The sequence below is a fragment of the Streptomyces sp. NPDC005070 genome, from assembly GCF_053600395.1.
Genome location: NZ_JBSFZS010000009.1, coordinates 42,094 through 63,596, shown reverse-complemented (window position 1 = coordinate 63,596; position 21,503 = coordinate 42,094). Strand labels below are relative to the sequence as shown.

At 71.1% G+C, this 21,503-nt stretch carries 17 protein-coding genes, 1 tRNA gene and 1 riboswitch; of the genes, 12 read left to right on the top strand and 6 right to left on the bottom strand.

The window, feature by feature from the left end; genetic code table 11:
• The first annotated feature begins 227 nt into the window (after window positions 1-227).
• The 3 genes from ACWEBX_RS05395 (at window position 228) to ACWEBX_RS05385 (ending at window position 2,766) form a co-directional block, all read left to right on the top strand.
• Window positions 228-602 carry a VOC family protein gene (locus ACWEBX_RS05395; protein WP_451883580.1) on the top strand — a complete coding sequence of 125 codons (375 nt, stop codon included), beginning with the start codon at window positions 228-230 and terminating at the stop codon, window positions 600-602.
• 316 nt (window positions 603-918) lie between these two features.
• Window positions 919-1,623, top strand: coding sequence for a beta-glucanase (locus ACWEBX_RS05390; RefSeq protein ID WP_451883579.1), 705 nt, complete (start codon window positions 919-921; stop codon window positions 1,621-1,623).
• Window positions 1,624-2,019: 396 nt separating this feature from the next.
• On the top strand, window positions 2,020-2,766 hold the full coding sequence (locus ACWEBX_RS05385) for an alpha/beta fold hydrolase (RefSeq protein WP_451883578.1): 747 nt from the start codon (window positions 2,020-2,022) through the stop codon (window positions 2,764-2,766).
• Window positions 2,767-2,796: 30 nt separating this feature from the next.
• Here ACWEBX_RS05385 and ACWEBX_RS05380 read toward each other — a convergent pair whose 3' ends face one another.
• Window positions 2,797-3,027, bottom strand: coding sequence for a hypothetical protein (locus ACWEBX_RS05380; protein WP_451883577.1), 231 nt, complete (start codon window positions 3,025-3,027; stop codon window positions 2,797-2,799).
• Between the two features lie 419 nt (window positions 3,028-3,446).
• Window positions 3,447-3,618: riboswitch (cyclic di-AMP (ydaO/yuaA leader) on the top strand.
• A gap of 7 nt (window positions 3,619-3,625) precedes the next feature.
• Here ACWEBX_RS05380 and ACWEBX_RS05375 point away from each other — a divergent pair.
• Window positions 3,626-5,512 (top strand): NlpC/P60 family protein, encoded by a 1,887-nt coding sequence (locus ACWEBX_RS05375; protein WP_451883576.1) that lies wholly within the window; start codon window positions 3,626-3,628, stop codon window positions 5,510-5,512.
• A 59-nt stretch (window positions 5,513-5,571) separates the two neighbouring features.
• Here ACWEBX_RS05375 and ACWEBX_RS05370 read toward each other — a convergent pair whose 3' ends face one another.
• Window positions 5,572-5,889, bottom strand: coding sequence for a hypothetical protein (locus ACWEBX_RS05370; RefSeq protein ID WP_451883575.1), 318 nt, complete (start codon window positions 5,887-5,889; stop codon window positions 5,572-5,574).
• Between the two features lie 224 nt (window positions 5,890-6,113).
• Between ACWEBX_RS05370 and ACWEBX_RS05365 the strand changes: the two genes are divergently transcribed.
• The 4 genes from ACWEBX_RS05365 (at window position 6,114) to ACWEBX_RS05350 (ending at window position 9,781) form a co-directional block, all read left to right on the top strand.
• Entirely contained in the window at window positions 6,114-6,644 is a 531-nt protein-coding gene (locus ACWEBX_RS05365) for a PadR family transcriptional regulator (RefSeq protein ID WP_451883574.1), read from the top strand.
• Between the two features lie 84 nt (window positions 6,645-6,728).
• Window positions 6,729-7,904 (top strand): DUF2306 domain-containing protein, encoded by a 1,176-nt coding sequence (locus ACWEBX_RS05360; RefSeq protein ID WP_451883573.1) that lies wholly within the window; start codon window positions 6,729-6,731, stop codon window positions 7,902-7,904.
• An 80-nt stretch (window positions 7,905-7,984) separates the two neighbouring features.
• On the top strand, window positions 7,985-8,911 hold the full coding sequence (locus ACWEBX_RS05355; RefSeq protein ID WP_451883572.1) for a hypothetical protein: 927 nt from the start codon (window positions 7,985-7,987) through the stop codon (window positions 8,909-8,911).
• A 177-nt stretch (window positions 8,912-9,088) separates the two neighbouring features.
• Window positions 9,089-9,781, top strand: coding sequence for a hypothetical protein (locus tag ACWEBX_RS05350; RefSeq protein ID WP_451883571.1), 693 nt, complete (start codon window positions 9,089-9,091; stop codon window positions 9,779-9,781).
• Between the two features lie 85 nt (window positions 9,782-9,866).
• Here the strand turns inward: ACWEBX_RS05350 and ACWEBX_RS05345 are convergent, their stop codons facing one another.
• Window positions 9,867-11,096, bottom strand: a complete 1,230-nt coding sequence (locus ACWEBX_RS05345) for a PP2C family protein-serine/threonine phosphatase (protein WP_451883570.1) — start codon at window positions 11,094-11,096, stop codon at window positions 9,867-9,869.
• Between the two features lie 363 nt (window positions 11,097-11,459).
• Here ACWEBX_RS05345 and ACWEBX_RS05340 point away from each other — a divergent pair, with 363 nt between their 5' ends.
• From ACWEBX_RS05340 to ACWEBX_RS05325, 4 genes are all read left to right on the top strand, one after another.
• Entirely contained in the window at window positions 11,460-13,562 is a 2,103-nt protein-coding gene (locus ACWEBX_RS05340) for a DUF1996 domain-containing protein (protein ID WP_451883569.1), read from the top strand.
• A gap of 271 nt (window positions 13,563-13,833) precedes the next feature.
• A complete protein-coding gene (locus ACWEBX_RS05335) occupies window positions 13,834-14,265 on the top strand; it encodes a hypothetical protein (protein ID WP_355764276.1) in 432 nt (143 codons plus the stop codon).
• A gap of 83 nt (window positions 14,266-14,348) precedes the next feature.
• Window positions 14,349-14,422 (top strand) — tRNA-Met (locus tag ACWEBX_RS05330).
• Window positions 14,423-14,566: 144 nt separating this feature from the next.
• A complete protein-coding gene (locus ACWEBX_RS05325) occupies window positions 14,567-15,160 on the top strand; it encodes a uridine kinase family protein (RefSeq protein WP_451883568.1) in 594 nt (197 codons plus the stop codon).
• 236 nt (window positions 15,161-15,396) lie between these two features.
• On the opposite strand, the gene pflA is transcribed toward ACWEBX_RS05325, so the two are convergent.
• The 3 genes from pflA to adhE all read right to left on the bottom strand — a co-directional run bounded on the left by pflA (window position 15,397) and on the right by adhE (window position 21,311).
• Window positions 15,397-16,224: a pyruvate formate-lyase-activating protein gene (gene pflA / locus ACWEBX_RS05320; RefSeq protein ID WP_451883567.1), complete on the bottom strand. Its 828-nt coding sequence runs from the start codon at window positions 16,222-16,224 to the stop codon at window positions 15,397-15,399.
• 73 nt (window positions 16,225-16,297) lie between these two features.
• Complete coding sequence (pflB, locus tag ACWEBX_RS05315; protein WP_451883566.1) at window positions 16,298-18,562, bottom strand: formate C-acetyltransferase; 2,265 nt, start codon at window positions 18,560-18,562, stop codon at window positions 16,298-16,300.
• Window positions 18,563-18,623: 61 nt separating this feature from the next.
• Entirely contained in the window at window positions 18,624-21,311 is a 2,688-nt protein-coding gene (gene adhE / locus ACWEBX_RS05310) for a bifunctional acetaldehyde-CoA/alcohol dehydrogenase (protein ID WP_451883565.1), read from the bottom strand.
• Window positions 21,312-21,503 lie beyond the last annotated feature (192 nt).

The window sequence follows — 21,503 nt, the reverse complement described above, 5'->3', positions numbered from 1 at the left end:
GTTCAGTCTGCCGTTCCCCGGGGCGTTGTCGTGGCCGGTCCGATCAAGTACCGTCACCGGCGTGAACACCGGACCGGCGCCTCGCCACACACGGATGGGCAATCCGGTGGAGGGCTGATCGCGTGGTGGGTGCGCCGCAGGCGCCGCCCCCGTCCGGCACGTGGACCTCCCGGTGCTTGTGCACCACGAGTCCGTCTTCCGTGCCGAGCACTGCCGAGGTCAGCCGTATGACAGTCACCTTCAATCACACCATCGTCGCAGCCAAGGACCGCCGCGAGTCGGCACGCTTCTTCCGGGAACTGCTGGAACTGCCGGAAGCGCCGTCCTGGGGTCCGTTCACCAATGTCCAGCTCACGGACGGCGTGCTGCTGCAGTTCGCCGAGCCCCCGGTGGACATCCAGATGCAGCACTACGCGTTCCTGATCGACGACGAGCTGTTCGACCGCGCGTACGGACGGCTCCGCGCCGACGGCGTCGAGCACTGGGCCGATCCGCAGATGCGGCGCCCCGGGGAGATCAACGACGAACACGGCGGCCGTGGCGTCTACTTCAAGGACCCGGCCGGCCACGCCATCGAGTTGATCACCCGCCCTTACCTGTAGCCGGGCGGAGCCCGGTCGGGGCCGCAGGACGCGGCGCCCGGCCGGGCAGCCGGCCGAACCGGTGGGTGGGGCGTGTGTCGCGCTGCGATCCGCGATCCGCGAGCTGCATCTGTGATCCGTGAGCCGCATCCGTGATCCGCGAGGGGCGCGGGGCTCAGGCGTCAGCGCGCGGTACGCGGAAGGTGCCGCGCGCCGGAGTACGACCGGTTCACCCCGATGGGTTGTTTTGTGGCGAGTTGGGATGAACAGGGCGTGGATGTCGGCGGCTTGGGGAGAACCTGGACGTTCGCGAAACGCCGTCATCGAGGAGTGCCGCGTGTCCGATGTCGTCTTCACGGCGGATTTCGCCTCGACTCGTCAATGGGTCGCGGGCCATTCCTGGGCCTATCCCGACGGCGGTCCGGTCAACCCGGACGACGGCAAACTCGACCATCTGGTCACCGACCCCTCCTACAGCCGGACAGGCCGCTTCCGGGCCACCCGGCGCCCGGACGGCGACTGGGACGCGGGCCTGCTCACCACCGAGGGCAGCGCGGACGGGTTCATGGTCCGCACGGGGGACGTGCTGGAGGCACGGGTCAAGCTGCCGACGGTGACGGGGGCCTGGCCGGCGATCTGGACATGGCGGGACGGCGGTCAGGAGATCGACGTCTTCGAGTACCACCCCGACAACCCCGACCTGCTGGAACTGTCCAACCACGTACGGAACACCCACCGCTACTACCGGAACCACGCGATCCAGCCCGGTGCCTGGGTCGACCTCGTGGTCGAGCTCGGCGCCCTCCGGGTCGTGTGGTGGGTCAACGGAATCCGGGCTTTCGACGACCGGCGCGGCGTGGGCAGATCCTGGCACGCCTATCTCATCGTCAACCTCTCCGTCTGCGCGGGGCGTTACCACCCGCCGCCGCCTCCCGAGGCCTCCGAGATGGACTTCGAGGTGGCCCGGCTGGCGGTCCGCAGGCCGCTGGTCGGCAGACCTTTCCCCGCGGCGGAGGAGTGCGAGGCCGACGTCCTCGACTGACGTCGGAGCCGGGCCTCGGCAGGTGCAGCCGGGCAGGTGCATCCGCCGGGGCCCTCGGCGCGGAAGTACGGCATCAGAAGCGACGCTGCGCCGGTGCGCGTCGCGCCGACGAGTGCCGAGGGCCATGCCGAATTCGCAACCGGGGGACGCCCCCGAGTCCGCCTACGTCAGTCACGTCGGCAACTGCCGCACGTGTCAACGGGAGTCGGGACGCTGCCCGCAGGCGGCCCGTCTCTGGCGTTTCTACCAGGAATGGCGCAATGGGTACCGCGCGCGGCCCAAGCCCACGGAGTGACCTACGGAGTGAGATTGGGGCGGGTCCGTGCCCGGTGAGACGATCCCTCCTCACGGTCCAGTGCGAGGCGTGGACTAAGCGCCGGTAGGTGGAGGGGTGTCATGCGAGGTTCTGTGCGGATGTCCGCCGACGATGTGTCCCGGTCCGGGGAGACCGGCGCCTCCGTGGCGCTGCGGCCCCGCCGCGTTCCTCGTCCGGACGGGGAACCGGCGCGTGCGGCCGTACTCGTCCTTCATGGCGGCACCGCCGACAGCAAGGCCCCGTTGCGGCCGTGGAACCTGGCACGTGCCCGGATGCGGCCGTTCGTGCGCTCCGTGACACGGGCCCTGCCGGACGAGGACACGTTCGTCGGTCAGGTGCGCTACCGCCACCGGGGATGGAACGGCGTGGACGCCGACCCCGTCGCCGACGTTCTGCTGGCACTGGACGAACTCGCCGCTCTGGTGGGGGAGGTGCCGGTCGTGCTCGTGGGCCACTCGATGGGCGGGCGCGCCGCGCTGCGGGCCGCGGCCGCCCCACAGGTCCGGGCCGTGGTGGCACTGGCGCCTTGGTGCCCCGAGGGTGAGCCGGTGGCCCACCTCCGGGACAAACGCGTGATCGTGCTGCACGGGGACCGGGACCGGGTCACCGACCCCGTGGAGTCGTTCGCCCTCGTCCGTCGGGCCGCGGAGGCGGGTTCCTCCGCGAGCGCCGTGCGGGTCGAGGGCGGGGACCACGCGATGCTGCGCCGCGCGCGGACCTGGCATCGGGCCACGAGTACGACGGTCGCCGAACTGGTGACCAGGATCGGCGGTGGCCTCGACCCGCTCCCCGCCGAACGGCCGGGCGGAGAGCCCGGCGTTCTGTAGGGCGTGCGGGACGTCCTGGGGCCGCGGCCGTCAGGAGCCCGGTGTGTCGAGCCGGTCGTCGGGGTCGGGGGTGGGGGAGAAGGCGCGGCGCCTACCGGACGCCGGCCGTGCGGCGGACGAGGGAAGCGGGGCGCCCGTCGACGGATCCCAGCTCAGGATCCACTCGAAGTCGCGTTGCAGCCGACGTGCTTCGCTTCGCACGAGCGTCGGTATGTCACCGCGTTCGGAGATCAGTTGGGCATAGATCGGCGCTTCGTGCACGTGGGGATCCTCGACTCGCTCTCGTGGTCTGACGTGCTTCGACGGTACGGCCGGCAGATGGTCGCAGCGGTGATCCGGCCAGCTCGGCCAGAACCGGTCAAGGTGTGACGGAAGGGTGCCGTCGATGTCGAGCGACGTGCCAGGGAACGCCCGTTGCGTGCACACTTTCGACACATTCGAGTTGGCTCGACGTGTGACCCGCGGCTCGGGACCGGGCGCCGGCCTCGATCGTCCCAACGGCCGTGCTCAGCCACCTTTTCGCGTACGGCCCGTGTCCTCACGGTCGCGCTGCGGGATGGTGCGATGAAGGTCACGAAAATGTATCGGACATCTGGGACGTGGATCTTCACATCGGGTGCACACCATCGCTAAGTTGGCGACCAGGCCGCCCGACTCCCTCCGGCGAAGTTCGCCGGGCGGTGCGGCCTCCGCCGAGTCCTGCCTGTCCTCGTGGCAGCGGGAGCCGGGGACCCACCGAACCTGGGGTGAATCGGCCAACTGCCTTTCGGGGCAGGGACCGTAGGGCATACCTTCCGGAATCGTCCGCCCGAACCCGACAGCTAACCCGGTAGGCGGACGACGGAAGGAGCACCACTCCATGGCGCCGGAACGCACCCCGCCCAGCGGCGAAGAAGTCGCCCGACGACTCTCGTCCCTCTACGACCAGGCGGAGCTCGCCACCGGAAACTTCAACGGGACCCGCGCCCTGGCGAACTCCAGCCGCAGGCCGGGCCGACGGGGCGCCAGTCAGGGGAGCGGGGTTTCCGACGCCGCCCAGGAGGACCTGATGCGGCAGTGGTTCGACGGGGCGCGCTCCCGGTTCGGACCCTCGGCTCCGGCCGCACTCCCGGTGGACAGGCAGCAGGAGCGTGGCAGCGGAGGTGCTCGTCCGAAGGAGGCCGCGAAGGCGCCCAGGGGGTCCTCGTCGGACCTTCCGACGATCTACGAGCTGGAACAGATCGTGCGGCCGGTCGCCGAGTTGACGGCTGCCCCGATGCGAGAGCTGACCGCAGGTCCGGCTTCGGAGCCGGGCGCGCGCCCCGCGTTGGAGCTGACCGCCGGTCCGGCGGCCGCGCCCCCGGTCGGCGCACAGGCGGCACCGGGATCCGAGATGGCGGTCCGTGCGGGGCTCCGCGCGGGGGCCGCTCCGGCCGCGGCGTCGCAGCAGTCCTCGCCGCACGTCAAGAAGCAGAGCGCCCGGCGCAAGTTCGCCGTCGCGCGGGAGCTGATGGCGCGCCACATGGCACGGCAGGGCATGCCCGTGGCACAGGTGCCGGCCATCGAGTACCGCCCGGCGGCCCCGCAGACCGGTTCGTTCCCGTCGGTCGGTCAGACCGGTTCGTTCCCGATGGTCGGTCAGACGGGTTCGTTCCCGACGGTCGGGCAGACCGGTTCGTTCCCGACGGTCGGGCAGACGGGCTCGTTCCCGTCGGTCGGCCAGACCGGTACCTTCCCGTCGGTCGCTCAGCCCACCGCGTTTCCGGCGGCTCCGCAGACCGCCGCGTTCCCGTCCGCCGCTCAGACGGGCACCTTCCCGTCGGTCGCTCAGGCGCCCGCGTACCAGGCGGCGCCCCAGCCGACCCCGTACGAGGCGGCGCCCGGGGTCTTCGACACGGGCTCCATGCCCCAGGTGTACGAGTCGGCGCCCCCGGCCGCCCAGCCCCAGGCGGTCATCCTGCCCCGCGGGTACGAAGCGCCCGCACCGGCCCCCGAGTACACGTCGGTGCTCCTGCCCCTCGCGTACGAGAAGCCGACGCGTCCCAGCGGGTACCAGCCGGCCCCGATGCCCCCGATGAGCGAGCCGGTTCCCCAGCCTCCGGCGTACGAGGCCGCGCCGCGCGCGGCCGCCTATCCGCCGGCCCCGATGAGCGAGCCGTTGCCGCAGCCGCCCGCGTACGAGGCCGCGCCGCGTCCGGCCGCTTATCAGTCGGCCCCGATGCCCCCCGAGAACCAGCCGGCGCCCCCGCCGGCCGGCGACGCCTGGCGGCAGTCGTTGCGGCCGACCGGGAACCAGCAGGCGTGGCCCGCCGCTCCCGGGGCCGCCGGCGCGAACCCGGGGTTCGACATCGACAGCCTTGTCGCCGGTGCGGGAGCCGGCGCCGCCGCCCCGCCGGTCATCGGACACGACAGCAGAGCCGCCGAGGCGGTCGCCTTCGCCCGCGCCCAGATCGGCAGCCCGTGCGTGTGGGGAGCGTCCGGACCCGGTTCGTACGACCCCTCCGGTCTCACCCAGGCGGCCTGGAAGAGCGCGGGAGTCATGCTCCCCCGTGCGACGCAGGACCAGGCGCAGGCCGGCCCGGCGGTCGACCTCGGTGCCATCCAGCCGGGTGACCTGGTCTTCTTCCACGCCAACGTGAGCCACGTGGGTGTCTACGTGGGTGACGGGATGATGGTCCACGCGCCGAGTCCCGGAGCGCGGATCAGCGAGGAGTCGGTCGAATACGTCGGACGGGCGGCCATCCACAGCGTCGTACGCCCGGCCTGAACCCCGGCTCGGCCGCCCTGGACGTACCCGGTACAGGGCCGTCCAGGACGTAACCGCGGTCAGAACTCGCTGTCGATCCCCGTGACGGCGGCGGGTCCGAGCGGCGCGTCGTCCGCGGTCAGGCCGCTGTCCAGGAGCGCGCCGGAGACGAGCCGTACGGCCTCGGCCTCGGCGCTTCTCCGGTCCGCCGCCTCGACCTCGAGCCGGACGGAGAACCTGTTGTCCTCGTCGACGGAGAGCAGGCTCAGTTCCTCGCTCTCGCCCAGGTCCGTGTTCTGCGGGTCCTGGGGGCGAAGCCTGCGTTCCACCTCGGCACGGGAGGCGGCCGGGAGGCCGTGGACGAACGTCCCGGGAACGGTGATGACGTAGGTGGTCACAGGAGCTCCTAGTGCGGCCGGCGCGAGGGCCTGAAGTGCGGTCGGTTGTGTGATCGCCCGTATACCCCGCATTGTGCCGGGCACCCGGATCTTCTTCGCGTCGGGCGGCGCCCGACGTGCCGCGGCCGTGTGTTCGGCGGAGCCCGTCGTGCGGAGTGCGCCGTGCGGTGGCCGGACCCGGCGGTGCCTGCCGCGCGGTGATCGCGTGGCGATACCGTCGCCCCATGGCTGACGCTAGGTTGACCACCGCCTCGTACCTCGTCCTCGGCATCATCGACAAGCTGGGCGAGGCCAGCGCGTACGACGTCAAAGGGGAGGCGGCGCGGACGGTCGCGCCCTTCTGGTCGGTGCCGCACGCGCAGGTGTACGCGCAGTGCGAGCGTCTCCTCGACGCCGGGATGCTGGCCCAGGTGCGGCAGGAGAGCGGCCGCAACCGCAGGGTGCTGACGCTGACGGACCAGGGCCGGGCCGCTCTGCGGGGCTGGCTCGACGACCCCGCGTTCGTCCCGGTGGAGGCCCGCGAGCGCGGCATCCTCAAGCTGTGGTTCGGCGGCGAGCCCGACGTGCTCGGCCCCGTACAGCTCGACGAGCACCGCAGAACCCTCGGCGACTACGAGGAACTCGCCGAGACGGTCGGCGCATTGCTGACGCGCGGGCAGCGGGACGCGCTCGAGTTCGGAATCCGGTACGAGCGGATGATGATCGACTTCTGGCAATGGGTGCAGCGCCGGGACGAGGACACGACAGACCGTTGACCCCGGCGGTGGACGGCCCTACCGTCTCGATAGTCCAAACGAGACTATTGATGGCCGGGCCGCGGCCACGAGCAGGGAGCCGTCGTGCGTCGTCCAACGGGCACCACCTGGCGCCGCCTCGCCGTCATCGCCGTGTCGGCCGTGTGCGTGGGCTACGCGCCGATCGCGATGACCGAGCTGTGGCCGTACGCGCGCCCCGGCGCGCCCGCGTTCGGTGAGTGGATCCTGGCCCACGTGGTCTCACCGCGCTACGTGGCCGACGCGCTGGCCACCCGGATCGGGCCGTACCGGCACAGCCTCGTCCCGATGATCGTGCACTCCGTTCTCGGCGGTGTGCTGATGCTGCTGGGTCCCGCGCAGGTGCTCACCGCCGTACGGCGACGCGTACGGCTGCACCGGGCCCTCGGGGTGGTCTTCGCGCTCACCGTGTACGCCTCGATGGCCGGCGCCGGCCTGTATCTGGCACGCACGGCGCCCGGGGACGCCTTCAGCGGTGCCGCGTTCTGGATCGTGCTCGCGACCATCCTGGTGGGCACCGTGATGAGCGTGACGTTCGGCGTGCTCGCCGCCGTCGGCGGGTTCCCCGACCTGCACCAGCGCTGGATGCTGCTGTGCTACGGCTTCCTGCTGACCGCCCCGCTGCTCCGGTTCGAGTGGGGTGGCCTGCCGCTGATCCTGCCCGGACTGTCCATGGCCGAGATCAACCAGCTCGCCACCATGCACCTGGGCTCCGTCGTCGCGTTCGGCGCCCTGATCGCCTCGCGTTCCCTCGACCGGCGCGTGAAGGTCGCCGGAGTCTCCGGTTCGTGGGCGCCCGTGCCCGTCCTGGCCGTCGCGCACCTCGCCGGGGCGGCCGCGCTGGCCTGGATCGCGCGCGCCTCGCTGGACCACGGCACGCAGGGGCGCCGGCTCCTGCTCGCCTATCTCCTGCCGTACGCCGTCACGTACGCGGCGATGGCCCTGGGCGCGAGGCGGGCCGGCCGGGAGGGCCGCCTCTGGGCGCGCGAGGAGTGGCGTCTGCACTGGGTGGCCCTGTGCCTGGCGCCGGTGCTGTCGGTCGGGGCCGCCCCTCTCTTCGAACGGTCGCTGGGGCTCGACGGGCTCACGGCGCTGGCCGCGGGGGCGGCGATCGGCTGCGGTGTGATGGCGTTCGCGGCGACTCTGATGGTGAGCCTGCGCGTCCTGTACGCACGGGAGGTCCTCAAGAGGGCCCTGCCCGCCCCCGGTTCGGCCGCGCGCCTGTCGGCACCGGTCTCGTAGCCCCCGCTCCGGCCCCTCTCCGATCCGGTCGGCTCGTTCACCGCATCCCATCGCGCCCTTCGTCCGGAAACGGAATCCTCATGCCGAACGCATCCGACCCGCCCCGGACCGACGACGTCCCGGGGCACCCCACGTCCCCCGCCGCGGGCGGGCGGCCGCTGACCGCGGGAGTGGCGATGCTGGCCATCGTGGTCGCCGTGGTCGGCGTCCTCGTCGGCGGCCTGCTGGCGGCCGTGGCCCTCACCGGACACGTCTTCGGCGCGTGGCGCTCCGACGAGTCGCTGACGCCGGGGCTGATCGGCGCGGCCATGCTCGGCACGGCGCCCGGCCTGTTCGCGCTGAACCGGGTCCGCGCCTGGCACGAGGCCCGCTCGCTCGTCCACCCGCTGGCCGTGGTGCTGGTCGGGCTGTTCACGGTGAGCCTGCTCAACGCGGGGCAGTTGTACATCGCCCGGGGCGGCTCCATCGTCCCGGTGCTGTTCAGCCTCGGCTGGCTCTTCGTGCTCGGCACCCTGTGCGTGTGCGCCCTGATCACGCTGGCCTGGCAGTACCTCACTCCCGGCCGGCCCCTCGGCCCACGCGGTGCGCCGCTGCCCGGCTGGTCGAAACCGGCGCTGGCCGTGCTCGGTTCGGCCTGGCTCGGTATCGGTACGGGTCTGCTCGTACGGCCCGGCTTCTGGGCCGACTTCGTGCCGTGGAGCGTCGGCCGCGCCGACGCGCAGGGGCTCGGGGTATGGGCACTGGCCCTCGGCGTCGGCGTCCTCGGAGCGCTCGCCGAGGACGACCTGGGCCGCACCGGACCGGCCCTGATCGCCCTGCCCGGCACGGCCGTCGCCGTGACCGTCGTACTGGCCTGCCGCGCCTCCGCCGTCAACTGGTCCTCGGGTCCGGCTCTCTGCCTCGTCGCCATGGTGGCCGGGCTCCTGCTGGCCGGTCTCAGCGGACGCGTGCTGCTGACGCGTTCCCTGGCGGCACCACCCCGGCAGACCCCAGCCGTCGAGAGCTGAGAACCCGGGGCCGGGCCAAGGCAGAGGGCCGAGGACGCGGACCGGGGCTTCGCTGCCGACTCCCGGAAACGTTGTCCACGTCATCTGTGCCGGACGGAGGCAGGGCCGTGGTCCGTACCAGGGCGGCAGGATATGAGGCGTCGACAGACAAGGAACCTTGCCGGGGGTGGTACAGCTATGCGCGGGTGGCGTCGTCCTCCGCCCGTCCAGGAGCCGGACCTGACGGCGTATCTGCGGAGCATGGTGTGGGGTCCCGCCGAGTTCGTCGGATGGCCGCCGCGTCGGCTGGTGGGGGAGGGGCTCCTCGCCGGGGCGCTCGGAGCGGGATCGATCGTCGGCGCCGGGGTCGCCGGCGACCGGACCGGCGTACCCGTGCTGGCCAGCGGTGAGGCGGGCCTCGTCTGCGCCGGGATCCTCGTCCTGCACCTCGTCCGCCTGCGGGCGGGGCGGGCGCTGGTCGGGATCGTCGCGGCTCTCGGCGTGTGTCTCGCCCTCCAGGCCCCGCCGGCCGCGGCGGACGTGGTGCCGGTGGACGGGGAGCGGGTGGCACCCATGGTCGTCATGTCCGTCGACGACGAGGGGAAGGCGGGCGCGGGCCGCACCCGTTACCTCTGCTCGGTGGTCGCCCGTGGCGGCGCACCCCTCGAAGTGCGCGTCCTGCGGGGATGCGGGCGGACCACCCGGCCGGGGGACGTCCTCGCCGTCGTCTACGACCCGGAGGGCCGGATGCCGCCACGTGCTCTGGCCACGGGACCCGTGACGACGGGGCCACTGCGTGACCTGGCCGCCCTGGCCGCGGCCCTCCTCGCCGCCTGCGTGCTCGCGGTCGTCCGCTCCCACCGGCTGACCACGGCGGGCTCCACCGCGTGACGCCAGGATCCGGCGGCCGTCGCCGCCGGTTGTCCGGAGGCGTCGGGCGGCCGAGGGCGCAGGGACCCTCCCGCGCCGGGCGGGCTCACAGCGGGAGGATCACCAGCGCCGTGTCGTCGGTGATGCCGACGGGCGGGAGCAGGTCCGTCAGCAGGGCGTCGGCGAGGGCCTCGGGCTCGGCCCGGCGGTGGTGGGTCAGCGCCGCGGCGAGGCGCCCGAGGCCCATGTCGATGTCCTCGCGGCGCCGTTCGATCAGACCGTCTGTGTAGAGGACCAGGGTGTCGCCCGCGGTGAAGTCCGTCGCGGCCTCGGGGCGCTCCACGTGCTCCGGCCGGGCTCCCAGCGGCGGGTCGGTCGCCCCGTCCAGGAACTCCACGCTCCCGTCGCCGCGCAGGAGCGCCGGCGGAGGATGCCCGGCGCTGCTGTACCGGATGGTGTGGGCCTCCCAGTCGATCCAGGCCGTCACCGCCGTGGTGGACTCGGCGCCCTCCACGGAGCGCGCGTACAGCCCGAGCACCTCCAGGGCGCGTGCGGGACCCTCGGCGGCACGGGACGCGGCACTGAGGGCGCTGCGCAACTGGCCCATGACGCAGGCGGCGGAGAGCCCGTGGCCCACGACATCGCCCACCGCGACCGCCATCCGCCCGTCGTTCAGCGTCACCAGGTCGTACCAGTCACCGCACACGTTCAGCGAACTCGTGGCCGGCCGGTAGCGCACCGCCGCACGGTGCGGCCCGGACTGGTCGGGGGAGGGAAGCAGCGCGTCCTGGAGGGCGACGGCGACCTCCCGCTCGCGGGCGTGGGCGCGCCGGAGGCGGTCGTTGAGCTCCTGCAGTTCGCGGGCCCGCGTGAACAAGTCGGCCTCCAGCACCGGGCTTCGGCCGCCCTGCTCGAGCCCGCCGCGGGCGCGGATGAGCTGGGTGACCTCCTCCACCCGGTGGACCACCAGGACCACGGTGCCGTCCTCGTGGAGCACGGGGGCGTTGACCGGGCTCCAGTACCGCTCCTCCCAGACACCCGGCCGGTCCAGGGACTGCACGTCGTAACGCTGGAGGGCCATGGCGTCGCGTTCCCCGGACTCCACCACCCGGCGCAGGGACGCCGCCAGGTTCCGCATCCCGGTGGAGGCGGGGTCGCCCGGCCGGTCGGGAAAGACGTCGAAGAGATACCGGCCGATCAGTTGCTCCCGGGAGCGCCCGGAATTGCTCAGGTAGTCGTCGTTGGCGTCCACGAAGACCATCTCGGGGGTGAGCAGGGCGACCATGCCGGGCAGGGCGTGGAAGACACCGCGGAAGTCGATCTCCGCTCCCGTCACTGGTTCACCGCCTCATGCCGCTGCCCTGGCCGTGCTCACGGGGGAAGCGGCGGAGCACCTTGCCCTGCCCCACCGGCCCTGGGCATGGCCGAGACCACGCCCAGGGCACACCCATGGTGCAGTGTTCCCATCAGGCCACCGGTCCGCCTCCGGTGCAACCGCAGAGGTGTGCGGGCCGCGCCCGCCGTGCCCGGTCCGCCCGGGGAGAGCGGGCGTCCGGGCGTCCGCCGAAGCGCCCTGGGGCAGTTGCTCCATACGGGGTCACTGTGAATTTCAGAGACGGCTGAACACAACGCGACCCGTGTGCGTATAGGGCCGGGGGATTTCCATGTCGAGCCGACCACGACGCGTAGGAGCACCACCTTGGGACGCAACAAGCGCAGACGCCCAACGGGCGCACGCCGCGCGACCTCTGCAGCTTTCGCACTGATACTGGGCGGAGGCGGACTCGTAGGAGTCAACGTCTACGCATCGGCGACCGAGACCGGCGCGACGGACGCGCAGGTCCTGTCCGCCGGCTCCGCCACCATCGACTGCCCCGACGTCGGCGACCAGTTGAAGGCGGTCCCGGACGCCGCCAAGGAGGCCGTCGACAAGGAACTCGGCGACCTGGACCAGCAGATCGCCGAGGCCTACCGGCAACTCCAGGCCCAGGCCGACCAGATGCAGCAGAACGGCGACAGCGGCGCCGACGCCGTCATGAATCCGCTGAAGGAGAAGCGGGCCGAGTCGATCGGCCGCATCGTGGCCGCCATCGACGCCGCGGGCGACCCGCCGAGCGGGCTCGACGCTTTCGCGGCCTGCACACTGCGCCCCTCCGGCAACCAGCCCGGCACCGGGGCGGACACCGGCCAGAGCGCCGCGCCGCAGGACCAGGGCGGCGCGTCACAGAGCGCGAGCGGCGCGCCCCAGGACCAGGGCGGCCAGCAGCAGGGCGCCCCGGCAGGCAACGGCCCCGTGGCCGCCGACTTCGCCGACATCAAGTCCGTGCAGCCCAACGCGCAGAACCCGCAGCCCCAGGCCGACGCCTCCCAGGGCGAGTTCGTCTCGAGCTGCGGTGTGAACGCCAACGGCCTGTTCAACTCGGACAACGTGATCGTGGCTCCCGGTGTCACCAACGGCGCCCACCACTTCCACGACTACATCGGCAACCAGTCCAACACCGCGTTCGCCAGTGACGACGACCTGGCCAAGGCCGACACCTCCTGCCAGGACAAGGGCGACAAGTCCTCGTACTACTGGCCCGTGGTGCGCCTCCAGAACGGGAAGCAGGAACGCGACGCGGGAGCCCCCGGAGGCGGGACCGAAGGCAACGCCGGTCAGATCGTCACGCCCAAGCAGGTCACGCTGACCTTCGTCGGCAACCCGCGCAGCAAGGTCACGGCCATGCCCCGCCTGCTGCGCATCATCACCGGCGACGCCAAGGCGTTCGTCAACGGGCCGGCCAACGCCAACGCCTCCTGGAGCTGCACCGGTTTCGAGGACCGGCAGTTGAAGGACAAGTACCCGCTGTGCCCGCAGGGCAGCGACGTGGTGCGCACCTTCAAGTTCCAGAGCTGCTGGGACGGCGCGAACATCGACAGCGCCAACCACCGTACCCACGTGGCCTTCGCGGACGCCCAGGGCAACTGCCCGGGCAACTTCAAGGCCATTCCGCAGTTGGTGCAGCGCATCGTCTACGGCATCGACGCGCCGAGCCTGCAGGACGGTGGCCGTACGTCGCCGCTGTTCGCGGTCGACTCCTTCCCCGAGAACCTCCACAAGCCGGTCACGGACCACGGCGACTTCATCAACGTCTTCGACGAAGGCCTCATGAACGACGTGGTCGACTGCATCAACAGTGGCAAGAAGTGCGGTGCGGGCGCCGGCAACGGGGGCGGCAACGGCAACGGGGGCGGTAACGGCAACGGCAACGGGGGTGGGCAGCAGGAGGACCCGCCGGCCACCGACGAGCCGTCGCAGACCGCCGACCCGAACCCGTCCGAGGCGGACCCGAACCCGTCGGAGAGCGCCGACCCGAATCCGTCGGAGGCGAACCCCTCGGAAGCCGACCCGAACCCCTCCGAGAACCCTTCCGAGGAGCCGGCGCCCACCGCGGACGACGGCAAGGGCGGAAACGCCGGTGACAACGGCGACGGCCAGACCGCCGAGCCCACCGAGGAAGCGCCGGGCACCGAGCCGGCCGGGGACGACGCCCCCACCGCCACGGTGGAGCCCAAGTCCGACGTGACGTCCTCGCCGCGGGAGACCGCGGGCGGCGACCAGGGCGGAGAGGTGGGGACACCCGCGCAGACCCAGCCCGCGGCCGAGTCCTACCCGCCGGCCACGTCGGGGATCGAGCCGCAGGCGGTCGGGACCGGGGGGCTCGCCGAGACCGGCGCGAACCTGTGGCCGGGCGTGATCGGCGGGATCTTCGTCCTCGGCGGCATCTTCGTCCTCTACCGGATCCGACGCACCTACGGGTGACGGGGACGGGCCCGGTAAGGGCGACTCCCGACGGATGAACCCGGACGGATGAGCCCGGACGGATGAACCCCGACGGGCGAAACCCGCCGGACGAGTCCTGATGGACGAGCTCCGAACGGCGAGTTTGAGGGGGCTCGTGACCTGTGCGGACAGGCCACGAGCCCCCTCGGCCGTGTTCCGGACGGCCGTCTCGACCGGCGGTGTGCGCCGATTCACAGCATGCTGGTGTGAGACGCGATCATGTCGTCCACATTGGGGAAGGCGAAGCTCCATGGACGCATCAGAGCAGGCACCGGATGACCGGCCCCTCGACCTGTACCTCGAAATGCTCCGCCTGCGCATGGATCCGGCGGACTACGCGCTCTTGTTGCGCATGGTCGAGCCCGTACTCGAAGCGATCAGGGAGGAGAGGGTGGGAGCCATCGAACTGTGTCTCGACGGCGCGGAACCCGACAGCGTCCCGCAGGAGGTCCGTGACGAGGCGTCCCTCGTGGTCGCCGTGGCCGTCACGGGACGTCTGGACAACCGGATCGTCGAGCTGGAGACCGAGGAGATCGGTGTCGTCCGGGTCGTCACGGATTCGGGTACGGCGGACGATCCCGAGCGGTGCAAGGAGATCGCCGACTTCATCGGCGAGCGGCACCGGCAGGACGAGGAGCTGCGGGGTATCGCCGAGGTGAGCGGGCTGCCCACCGACGTGTGACCTCACGCGGAGCACCCCGGCACCGCCGGCGGGCGATCATGGTTCTGGGACCGGAAAAGATGACGTAGAGTTGTGTTCACCGACGCGGGGTGGAGCAGCTCGGTAGCTCGCTGGGCTCATAACCCAGAGGTCGCAGGTTCAAATCCTGTCCCCGCTACTCGAAGTCAGAGGGGCCGACATCACCTGTCGGCCCCTCTGTCGTGTGTTCCGCCTCGTCCGCCCGGACCCGTGAGTCGTGGGAACGTACGAGACTGTGCTCATTCGTCATGGACGCGGCGCCGGGTGCCGCCACAATCACCCCATGACGAAGATCGAAGCTGTCGCGGAGCGCGTCGTGGCCGCGGCTCGCGCCCGCGGCAACCAAGGACTGGCGCTGATCGCCGTGGACGGCATGGGCGGGTCGGGCAAGTCGACCCTGGCGTCGGCCGTGGCCCGGCTCGGCGATGCCGTGGTCGTGCACGGAGACGACTTCTACCGTCCGATGGACGCGGACGAACGCGCCGCACTGACCCCCGCCGAGGGGTACGACCGCTACTTCGACTGGCAGCGGCTGCGCGACGAGGTCCTCACCCCGCTCGCCACCGGCCACGACGCGCACTACGGGCGCTACGACTGGCCGACCGGATCCCTGGCGACGGACGACCTGTGCGCCGTCGCCTGTGATGGCATCGTCCTCGTCGAGGGCGTCTACACCGCCCGGCCCGAACTCGTCGACCACTACGACCTGGTCGTCTACGTCGACACCCCGCCCGAGGAGTCCATGCGCCGGCTGCGGGCCCGTGGTGACGACCACGGACCGATCGACTGGGAGGCCCGCTGGCGTCTGGCCGAGGAGCACTACCTGACCACGACCCGCCCCCGGGACAGGGCGCATCTCGTGGTCCCCGGACACTGAGCGCAGGCGGTCGGACCACAACGAACACCGCCCCCGGTCGGATGACCGGGGGCGGTGTGCATGGAGCGCCGGGCAGGCCTTGCACCTGCATTTCCCCGCAGGAAGCGGGGCGTCTTTCCTTGGACCACCAACGCCGGGCTCGACACCGTGTGTTCGGTGCGGGCTCAAGATCGAGCATATCAGCAGATCATCGGGTCTCACGTCGGCCACCCCAGGCCGGTACACCCGCCCGTGCGTCACACCGCGTACAGGCCGTACGAGGCGAAGACGGAGCGGGCTTCGGCGATCTGGGCGGCGCTCGGGACGGGAGTGGAGGCGAGGGTGAAGTTCATGCCGAGGCCCGCCCACTTGTCGGCGCCGAACTTGTGGAAGGGCAGGACGTCGACACGGGTGACGTTGCCGAGGGACGCCGTGAAGGCGGCGACTCCCGCCACGTTCTCCGGGGGGTCGGTCAGCCCCGGGACCAGGACGAAGCGGACCCAGACCTCCTTGCCGAGTTCGGCCAGACGACGGGCGAAGACCAGGGTCGGCTCCAACTGACGGCTGGTGAGGCGCATGTAGAGCTCGCGGTCCCAGGACTTGATGTCCAGCAGCACCAGGTCGACGCTGTCCAGAAAGGCGTCGGTGGCGCGGGCGCCGAGGAAGCCGGAGGTGTCCAGGGCCGTGTGCAGGCCCAGGTCGTCGTGGCAGCGGCGCAGGATCTCGCCGATGAAGTCCGGCTGGAGCATCGGCTCCCCTCCGCTGACGGTGAAGCCGCCGCCCGCGGCGCGGATGAACGGTACGTACTTGGCCGCCTCCGCGACGACCTCGTCGGTCGTGGCGCGCTTGCCGTTGCTCATCCGCAGGGTGTCGGGGTTCTGGCAGTACAGACAGGCCAGCGGGCAGCCGGCCACGAAGAGGACGAAACGGGTGCCGGGACCGTCGACACCGGTGGAGACGTCCCAGGAGTGCACCGACCCGGTGAGGGGCCCGGTGCCGCGCTGCGGGACGGCCTGCTCGACCGGCCGGTCGGGGTCGGCGGAGACGATGGGCAGGAGAGCGTGTCCCGGCTGGATCAGGGTCATGGCGAAGCCTCCTTCCGTCGTGGCGGTTCCCGGGGAGCGCGGTGCGGGTCCGCGCTCCCCGGGAGGCCGACGGCTACAGCGACCCGTGGAAGGTGCGGCCCAGCACGTCGAGCTGCTGCTCGCGCGTCAGCCGTACGAAGTTGACCGCGTAGCCGCTGACCCGGACGGTGAGCTGCGGGTACTTCTCCGGATGCTCCATCGCGTCCATCAGCGTGTTCCGGTTGAGCACGTTGACGTTCATGTGGAAGCCCTGGGAGGTGACGAAGCCGTCCAGGACTCCCGCCAGGTTGCGGATCCGGTCCTCGGGGGTGCGGCCCAGCGCGTCGGGGGTGATCGTGTTCGTGAGCGAGACCCCGTCCTCCGCCTGCTCGTACGGCAGTTTGGCCACGGACAGCGCGCTGGCCACGTAACCGTGGGTGTCACGGCCGTTCATCGGGTTGGCGCCCGGCGAGAACGGCTCGCCCGCGCGGCGGCCGTCGGGGGTGTTGCCGGTCTTCTTCCCGTACACCACGTTCGAGGTGATGGTGAGCACCGACTGGGTGTGCTCGGCGCCCCGGTAGGTGGGGTGCTTGCGCACCTTGCGCATGAACTCCTCGACCAGCCACACCGCGATCGCGTCGGGCCGCTCGTCGTTGTTGCCGTACGCCGGGTAGGCGCCCTCGATGCGGAAGTCCACGGCCAGTCCCGTCTCGTCCCGCACCGGAGTGACCTCGGCGTACTTGATCGCCGACAGGGAGTCCGCGGCGACCGAGAGCCCGGCGATGCCGCACGCCATCGTGCGCCGGATGTCACGGTCGTGGAGTGCCATCTCCAGCCGTTCGTAGGCGTACTTGTCGTGCATGTAGTGGATGACGTTGAGGGCGTGGACATAGGTCTCGGCCAGCCAGTCCATCTGCCGGCCGAACTTGCTCAGCACCTCGTCGTAGTCCAGCGTCGCGCCGGTGACCGCCCCGGTGGCCGGGCCGACCTGGGCGCCGGACAGCTCGTCCCGGCCGCCGTTGATCGCGTACAGCAGTGTCTTGGCGAGATTGACCCGGGCGCCGAAGAACTGCATCTGCTTGCCGACCTCCATCGCCGAGACACAGCAGGCGATGGCGGTGTCGTCACCGAAGCGCGGGCGCATCAGTTCGTCGGACTCGTACTGCAGGCTGGAGGTGTCGATCGAGACCTGCGCGCAGAACTCCTTGAAGCCCTGCGGAAGCGCCGGAGACCAGAACACCGTCATGTTCGGCTCGGGCGCGGGCCCCAGGTTGTACAGGGTCTGCAGATAGCGGAAGGAGGTCCGGGTGACCAGGGTGCGGCCGTCCGAACCGATGCCGCCGATGGACTCCGTGACCCAGGTCGGGTCGCCGGAGAACAGCTCGTCGTACTCCGGGGTGCGCAGGAACCGCACGATCCGCAGTTTGACGATGAAGTCGTCGACGATCTCCTGAGCCGTGCTCTCGTCGAGGATGCCGGTGTCGATGTCCCGCTGGAGGTAGGCGTCGAGGAAGGTGGAGGTGCGGCCGAGGGACATCGCGGCGCCGTTCTGCTCCTTCACCGCCGCGAGGTAGGCGAAGTACAGCCACTGCACGGCCTCGCGGCCGGTGCTCGCCGGGACCGAGATGTCGGATCCGTAGGAGGCGGCCATCTCCTTCAGCTCGCCCAGGGCGCGGATCTGCTCGGAGATCTCCTCGCGTTCGCGGATCACCTCCTCCATGCGTGAGGCGTCGCGGGGCATGGCGTCCAGGCCGGCCTTCTCCTCCTGCTTGGCCTGGATCAGCCGGTCGACGCCGTACAGCGGGACCCGGCGGTAGTCGCCGATGATGCGGCCCCGGCCGTAGGCGTCGGGCAGGCCGGTGACGATGCCGGCCTTCCGGGCCGCCCTGATCTGCGGGGTGTACGCGTCGAACACCCCGGCGTTGTGGGTCTTGCGGTACTGGGTGAAGACCTTCTCCAGTTCCGGCGAGACGGGATAGCCGTAGGTCTGCAGCGCCCCGGCCACCATTCGCCAGCCGCCGAAGGGCATGATCGCCCGCTTCAGGGGGGCGTCGGTCTGGAGACCGACGATCAGCTCCGTGTCCTGGTCGATGTAGCCCGGCGGGTGGGCGGTGATGCTGGACGGGACGTCGTACGACACGTCCAGGACGCCCTTGGCGCGCTCGTCCGGGAACAGATCGGTGATCTTCTTCCACACGGCCGTCGTGCGCTCGGTGGGACCGGCCAGGAAGGAGCTGTCACCCTCGTACGGGGTGTAGTTCTGCTGGATGAAGTCCCGTACGTTGATCTCGTCCCGCCACAGACCTCCGCGGAAGCCGTCCCATGCGCTGCGAACGGACCGCTGCTGCTGCGTGGTCATCGGTGCACGACTCCTTCTCGGTGGGTCGGGGTCTTGTCGTTCCCGCGCTGTCCGCGGGGGCTCACACCGGGTCGCCGTAGTAGGCGCGGCGCATCAGTTCCTGCATGTCGGCCAGCATCGGCAGCCTCGGGTTGGCGGGCGCGCACTGGTCCTCGTAGGCGTTCATCGCCTGCTCGGGCAGGGCGTCCAGGAAGGCCGCCTCGTCGACCCCGGCGTCCTTGAACGACCGCGGGATGCCGACCTTCTCGCGCAGTTCCTCCAGCGCGTGGGCCAGGGACTCCACACCCTCCTCCGGGGTGTCGGCCGGCAGGTTCAGCATCCGGGCGACGTCCTGGTAGCGCTCGGGGGCGATGTACTCGTGGTACTTCGGCCAACTGGTGACCTTGGTGGGCGCCGACCCGTTGTAGCGGACGACGTGCGGCAGCAGCAGCGCGTTGGTGCGGCCGTGGGCGACGTGGAAGGTCGCGCCCAGGGTGTGCGCCATGGCGTGCACCACGCCGAGGAACGCCGAGCCGAAGGCCATGCCGGCGATGGTGCCCGCGTTGTGCATGCGTTCCCGGGCCACGGGGTCGTTCGGCCCGTTCAGCACGGCCTGTTCGAGGTTGTCGAAGATCAGTCGGACGCCCTGGAGCGCCAGCCCGTCGGTGAAGTCGTTGGCGTACACCGAGACGTAGGTCTCCAGACAGTGCGTGAGCGCGTCGAAGCCGGAGTCCGCGGTGATGGCCCTGGGCAGGTCGAGCGTGAGCGCCGGGTCGCAGATGGCGACGCTCGGCGTCAGCGCGTAGTCGGCCAGCGGGTACTTCTGCCCGGTGGCGGTGTCGGTGATGACGGCGAACGGGGTGACCTCGCTGCCGGTGCCCGAGGTGGTCGGGATACACACCAGGTCGGCCTTCTCGCCCAGGTCGGGGAACGTGAACGCGCGCTTGCGGATGTCGAAGAACTTCTCCTTCAGGTCCCCGAACTCGACCGCCGGGTGCTCGTACATCAGCCACATCACCTTGGCCGCGTCCATCGGTGAACCGCCGCCGAGGGCGATGATGGTGTCCGGCTCGAAGTGGCGCATCATCTCGGCGCCGGCGCGCACGGTGTCGATACTCGGGTTGGGCTCGACGTTGTCGATGACCCGGACCTCGGTGGGCTCGCCGCGGCGCCGCAGCACGGTGCGGATCCGCTCCAGGTGGCCGATCTCCACCATGGTCCTGTCGGTGACGACGACGACCCGGCTGCCGCGGCGCATGTCGGCGAGGTACTTGATGGAGTCCCGCTCGAAGTAGATCTTCGAGGGGATCTTGAACCACTGCATGTTGTTGTTCCGCCGCCCGATCCGCTTGATGTTGATCAGGTTCAGCGCGGTGACGTTCCCGGAGACCGAGTTGCTGCCGTACGAGCCGCAGCCCAGCGTCAGGGACGGCATGAACGCGTTGTAGACGTCACCGATTCCGCCCTGCGAGGTGGGCGCGTTCCAGATCACCCGGCAGGCCTTGACCGCATGTCCGTACTCCTCGGCGAAGGCCGGGTCCTCGGTGTGTACGGCGGCCGAGTGGCCCAGACCGTTGAACTCCACCATCTCCGTGGCCCGTCGCACACCGTCGGCCCGGCTGTCCACCGTCAGCACGGCCAGCACCGGGCAGAGCTTCTCCCGGGTCATCGGCTCCTCGACGCCGACCTCGGAGACCTCGACCAGGAGCACCGAGGTGTCCTCGGGCACCTCGAATCCGGCGCCCCCGGCGATGGCGACCGCGCTCTGCCCCACGATGTCGGCGTTCAACTGGGCGCCCGCGCAGTCGCGTCCGCCCTGCTGTTCGGCGCCGACACCGAACAGGTACGCCTCCAGCAGCGCCTTCTCGTGGTCGTTGACCGTGTACGCCTTGAGTTTGCGGAACTCGCCTATGGCCTCGTCGCGGATCTCCCGGTCGAGGATCACGGCCTGTTCGGAGGCGCACACCATGCCGTAGTCGTAGGTCTTGGAGAGCACCACGTCGTTGACCGCACGCCGTATCCGGGCGCTCTTCTCTATGTACGCGGGCACGTTGCCGGCCCCGACGCCCAGTGCGGGCTTACCGCAACTGTAGGCGGCCCGGACCATCGCGTTGCCGCCCGTGGCCAGGATCGACGCCACCCCGGGATGGTTCATCAGGGCGCTGGTGGCCTCCTTGGAAGGCCGCTCGATCCACTGCACGCAGTGGGCGGGGGCTCCGGCGCGCACGGCCGCGTCCCGGACGATCCGGGCGGCCTCGGCGGAGCAGTTCTGCGCGGCCGGGTGGAAGCCGAAGATGATCGGGTTGCGGGTCTTCAGCGCCATCAGGGCCTTGAAGACGGTGGTGGACGTGGGGTTCGTGACGGGGGTGACTCCCGCGATCACGCCGACCGGTTCGGCGATCTCCACGATCCCGTCGATGTCGTCGCGGCGGATCACCCCGACGGTCTTCACGCCCTTCATCGAGTGGGTGATGTTCTCGCAGGCGAAGATGTTCTTGACGGCCTTGTCCTCGAAGACGCCGCGCCCGGTCTCCTCGACCGCCATCATGGCGAGCCGGGTGTGCTCGGCGAGCGCGGCCAGACTGGCCTTCTTCACTATGTGGTCGATCTGTTCCTGGGTGTAGTCGGCGTACTCCTCCAGCGCCTCCAGGCCGCGAGCGACCAGCCCGTCCACGTCCTGCCCGACCCCGGCGGACCCGGATCGGGCGGCGGGAGCGGCTGCTCCGGCCCCGGAGGTGTGCCGGCCGTCGCTCTTCTTGCGGCTGGTCATCGGATCACCCTTCGGTCGAGGTGTGCCGAAACAGCCGGGCTTCAGCGGCTCCGGATTGGTTCCAGCCTTGCACCGCGGGCCCGATCGTGCAGCCGGGCGGAACCCCGCTTTCCGGCACGTGCGTGGCATGTGCGTGGCACGTGACGGACGGTGCCGGAGCGCGGATCTTCCGGCGCCCGGAGGGCAGTCGGC

Excerpts from the sequence above, each read along its gene's own strand:
- pflB (WP_451883566.1), bottom strand. The coding sequence starts at position 18,562 with ATGACCACGCAGCAGCAGCGGTCCGTTCGCAGCGCATGGGACGGCTTC.
- ACWEBX_RS05335 (WP_355764276.1), top strand. The coding sequence starts at position 13,834 with ATGGACGCATCAGAGCAGGCACCGGATGACCGGCCCCTCGACCTGTAC.
- ACWEBX_RS05355 (WP_451883572.1), top strand. The coding sequence starts at position 7,985 with ATGCCGAACGCATCCGACCCGCCCCGGACCGACGACGTCCCGGGGCAC.
- pflA (WP_451883567.1), bottom strand. The coding sequence starts at position 16,224 with ATGACCCTGATCCAGCCGGGACACGCTCTCCTGCCCATCGTCTCCGCC.
- ACWEBX_RS05375 (WP_451883576.1), top strand. The coding sequence starts at position 3,626 with ATGGCGCCGGAACGCACCCCGCCCAGCGGCGAAGAAGTCGCCCGACGA.
- ACWEBX_RS05395 (WP_451883580.1), top strand. The coding sequence starts at position 228 with ATGACAGTCACCTTCAATCACACCATCGTCGCAGCCAAGGACCGCCGC.
- ACWEBX_RS05365 (WP_451883574.1), top strand. The coding sequence starts at position 6,114 with ATGGCTGACGCTAGGTTGACCACCGCCTCGTACCTCGTCCTCGGCATC.
- adhE (WP_451883565.1), bottom strand. The coding sequence starts at position 21,311 with ATGACCAGCCGCAAGAAGAGCGACGGCCGGCACACCTCCGGGGCCGGA.
- ACWEBX_RS05350 (WP_451883571.1), top strand. The coding sequence starts at position 9,089 with ATGCGCGGGTGGCGTCGTCCTCCGCCCGTCCAGGAGCCGGACCTGACG.
- ACWEBX_RS05385 (WP_451883578.1), top strand. The coding sequence starts at position 2,020 with ATGCGAGGTTCTGTGCGGATGTCCGCCGACGATGTGTCCCGGTCCGGG.
- ACWEBX_RS05325 (WP_451883568.1), top strand. The coding sequence starts at position 14,567 with ATGACGAAGATCGAAGCTGTCGCGGAGCGCGTCGTGGCCGCGGCTCGC.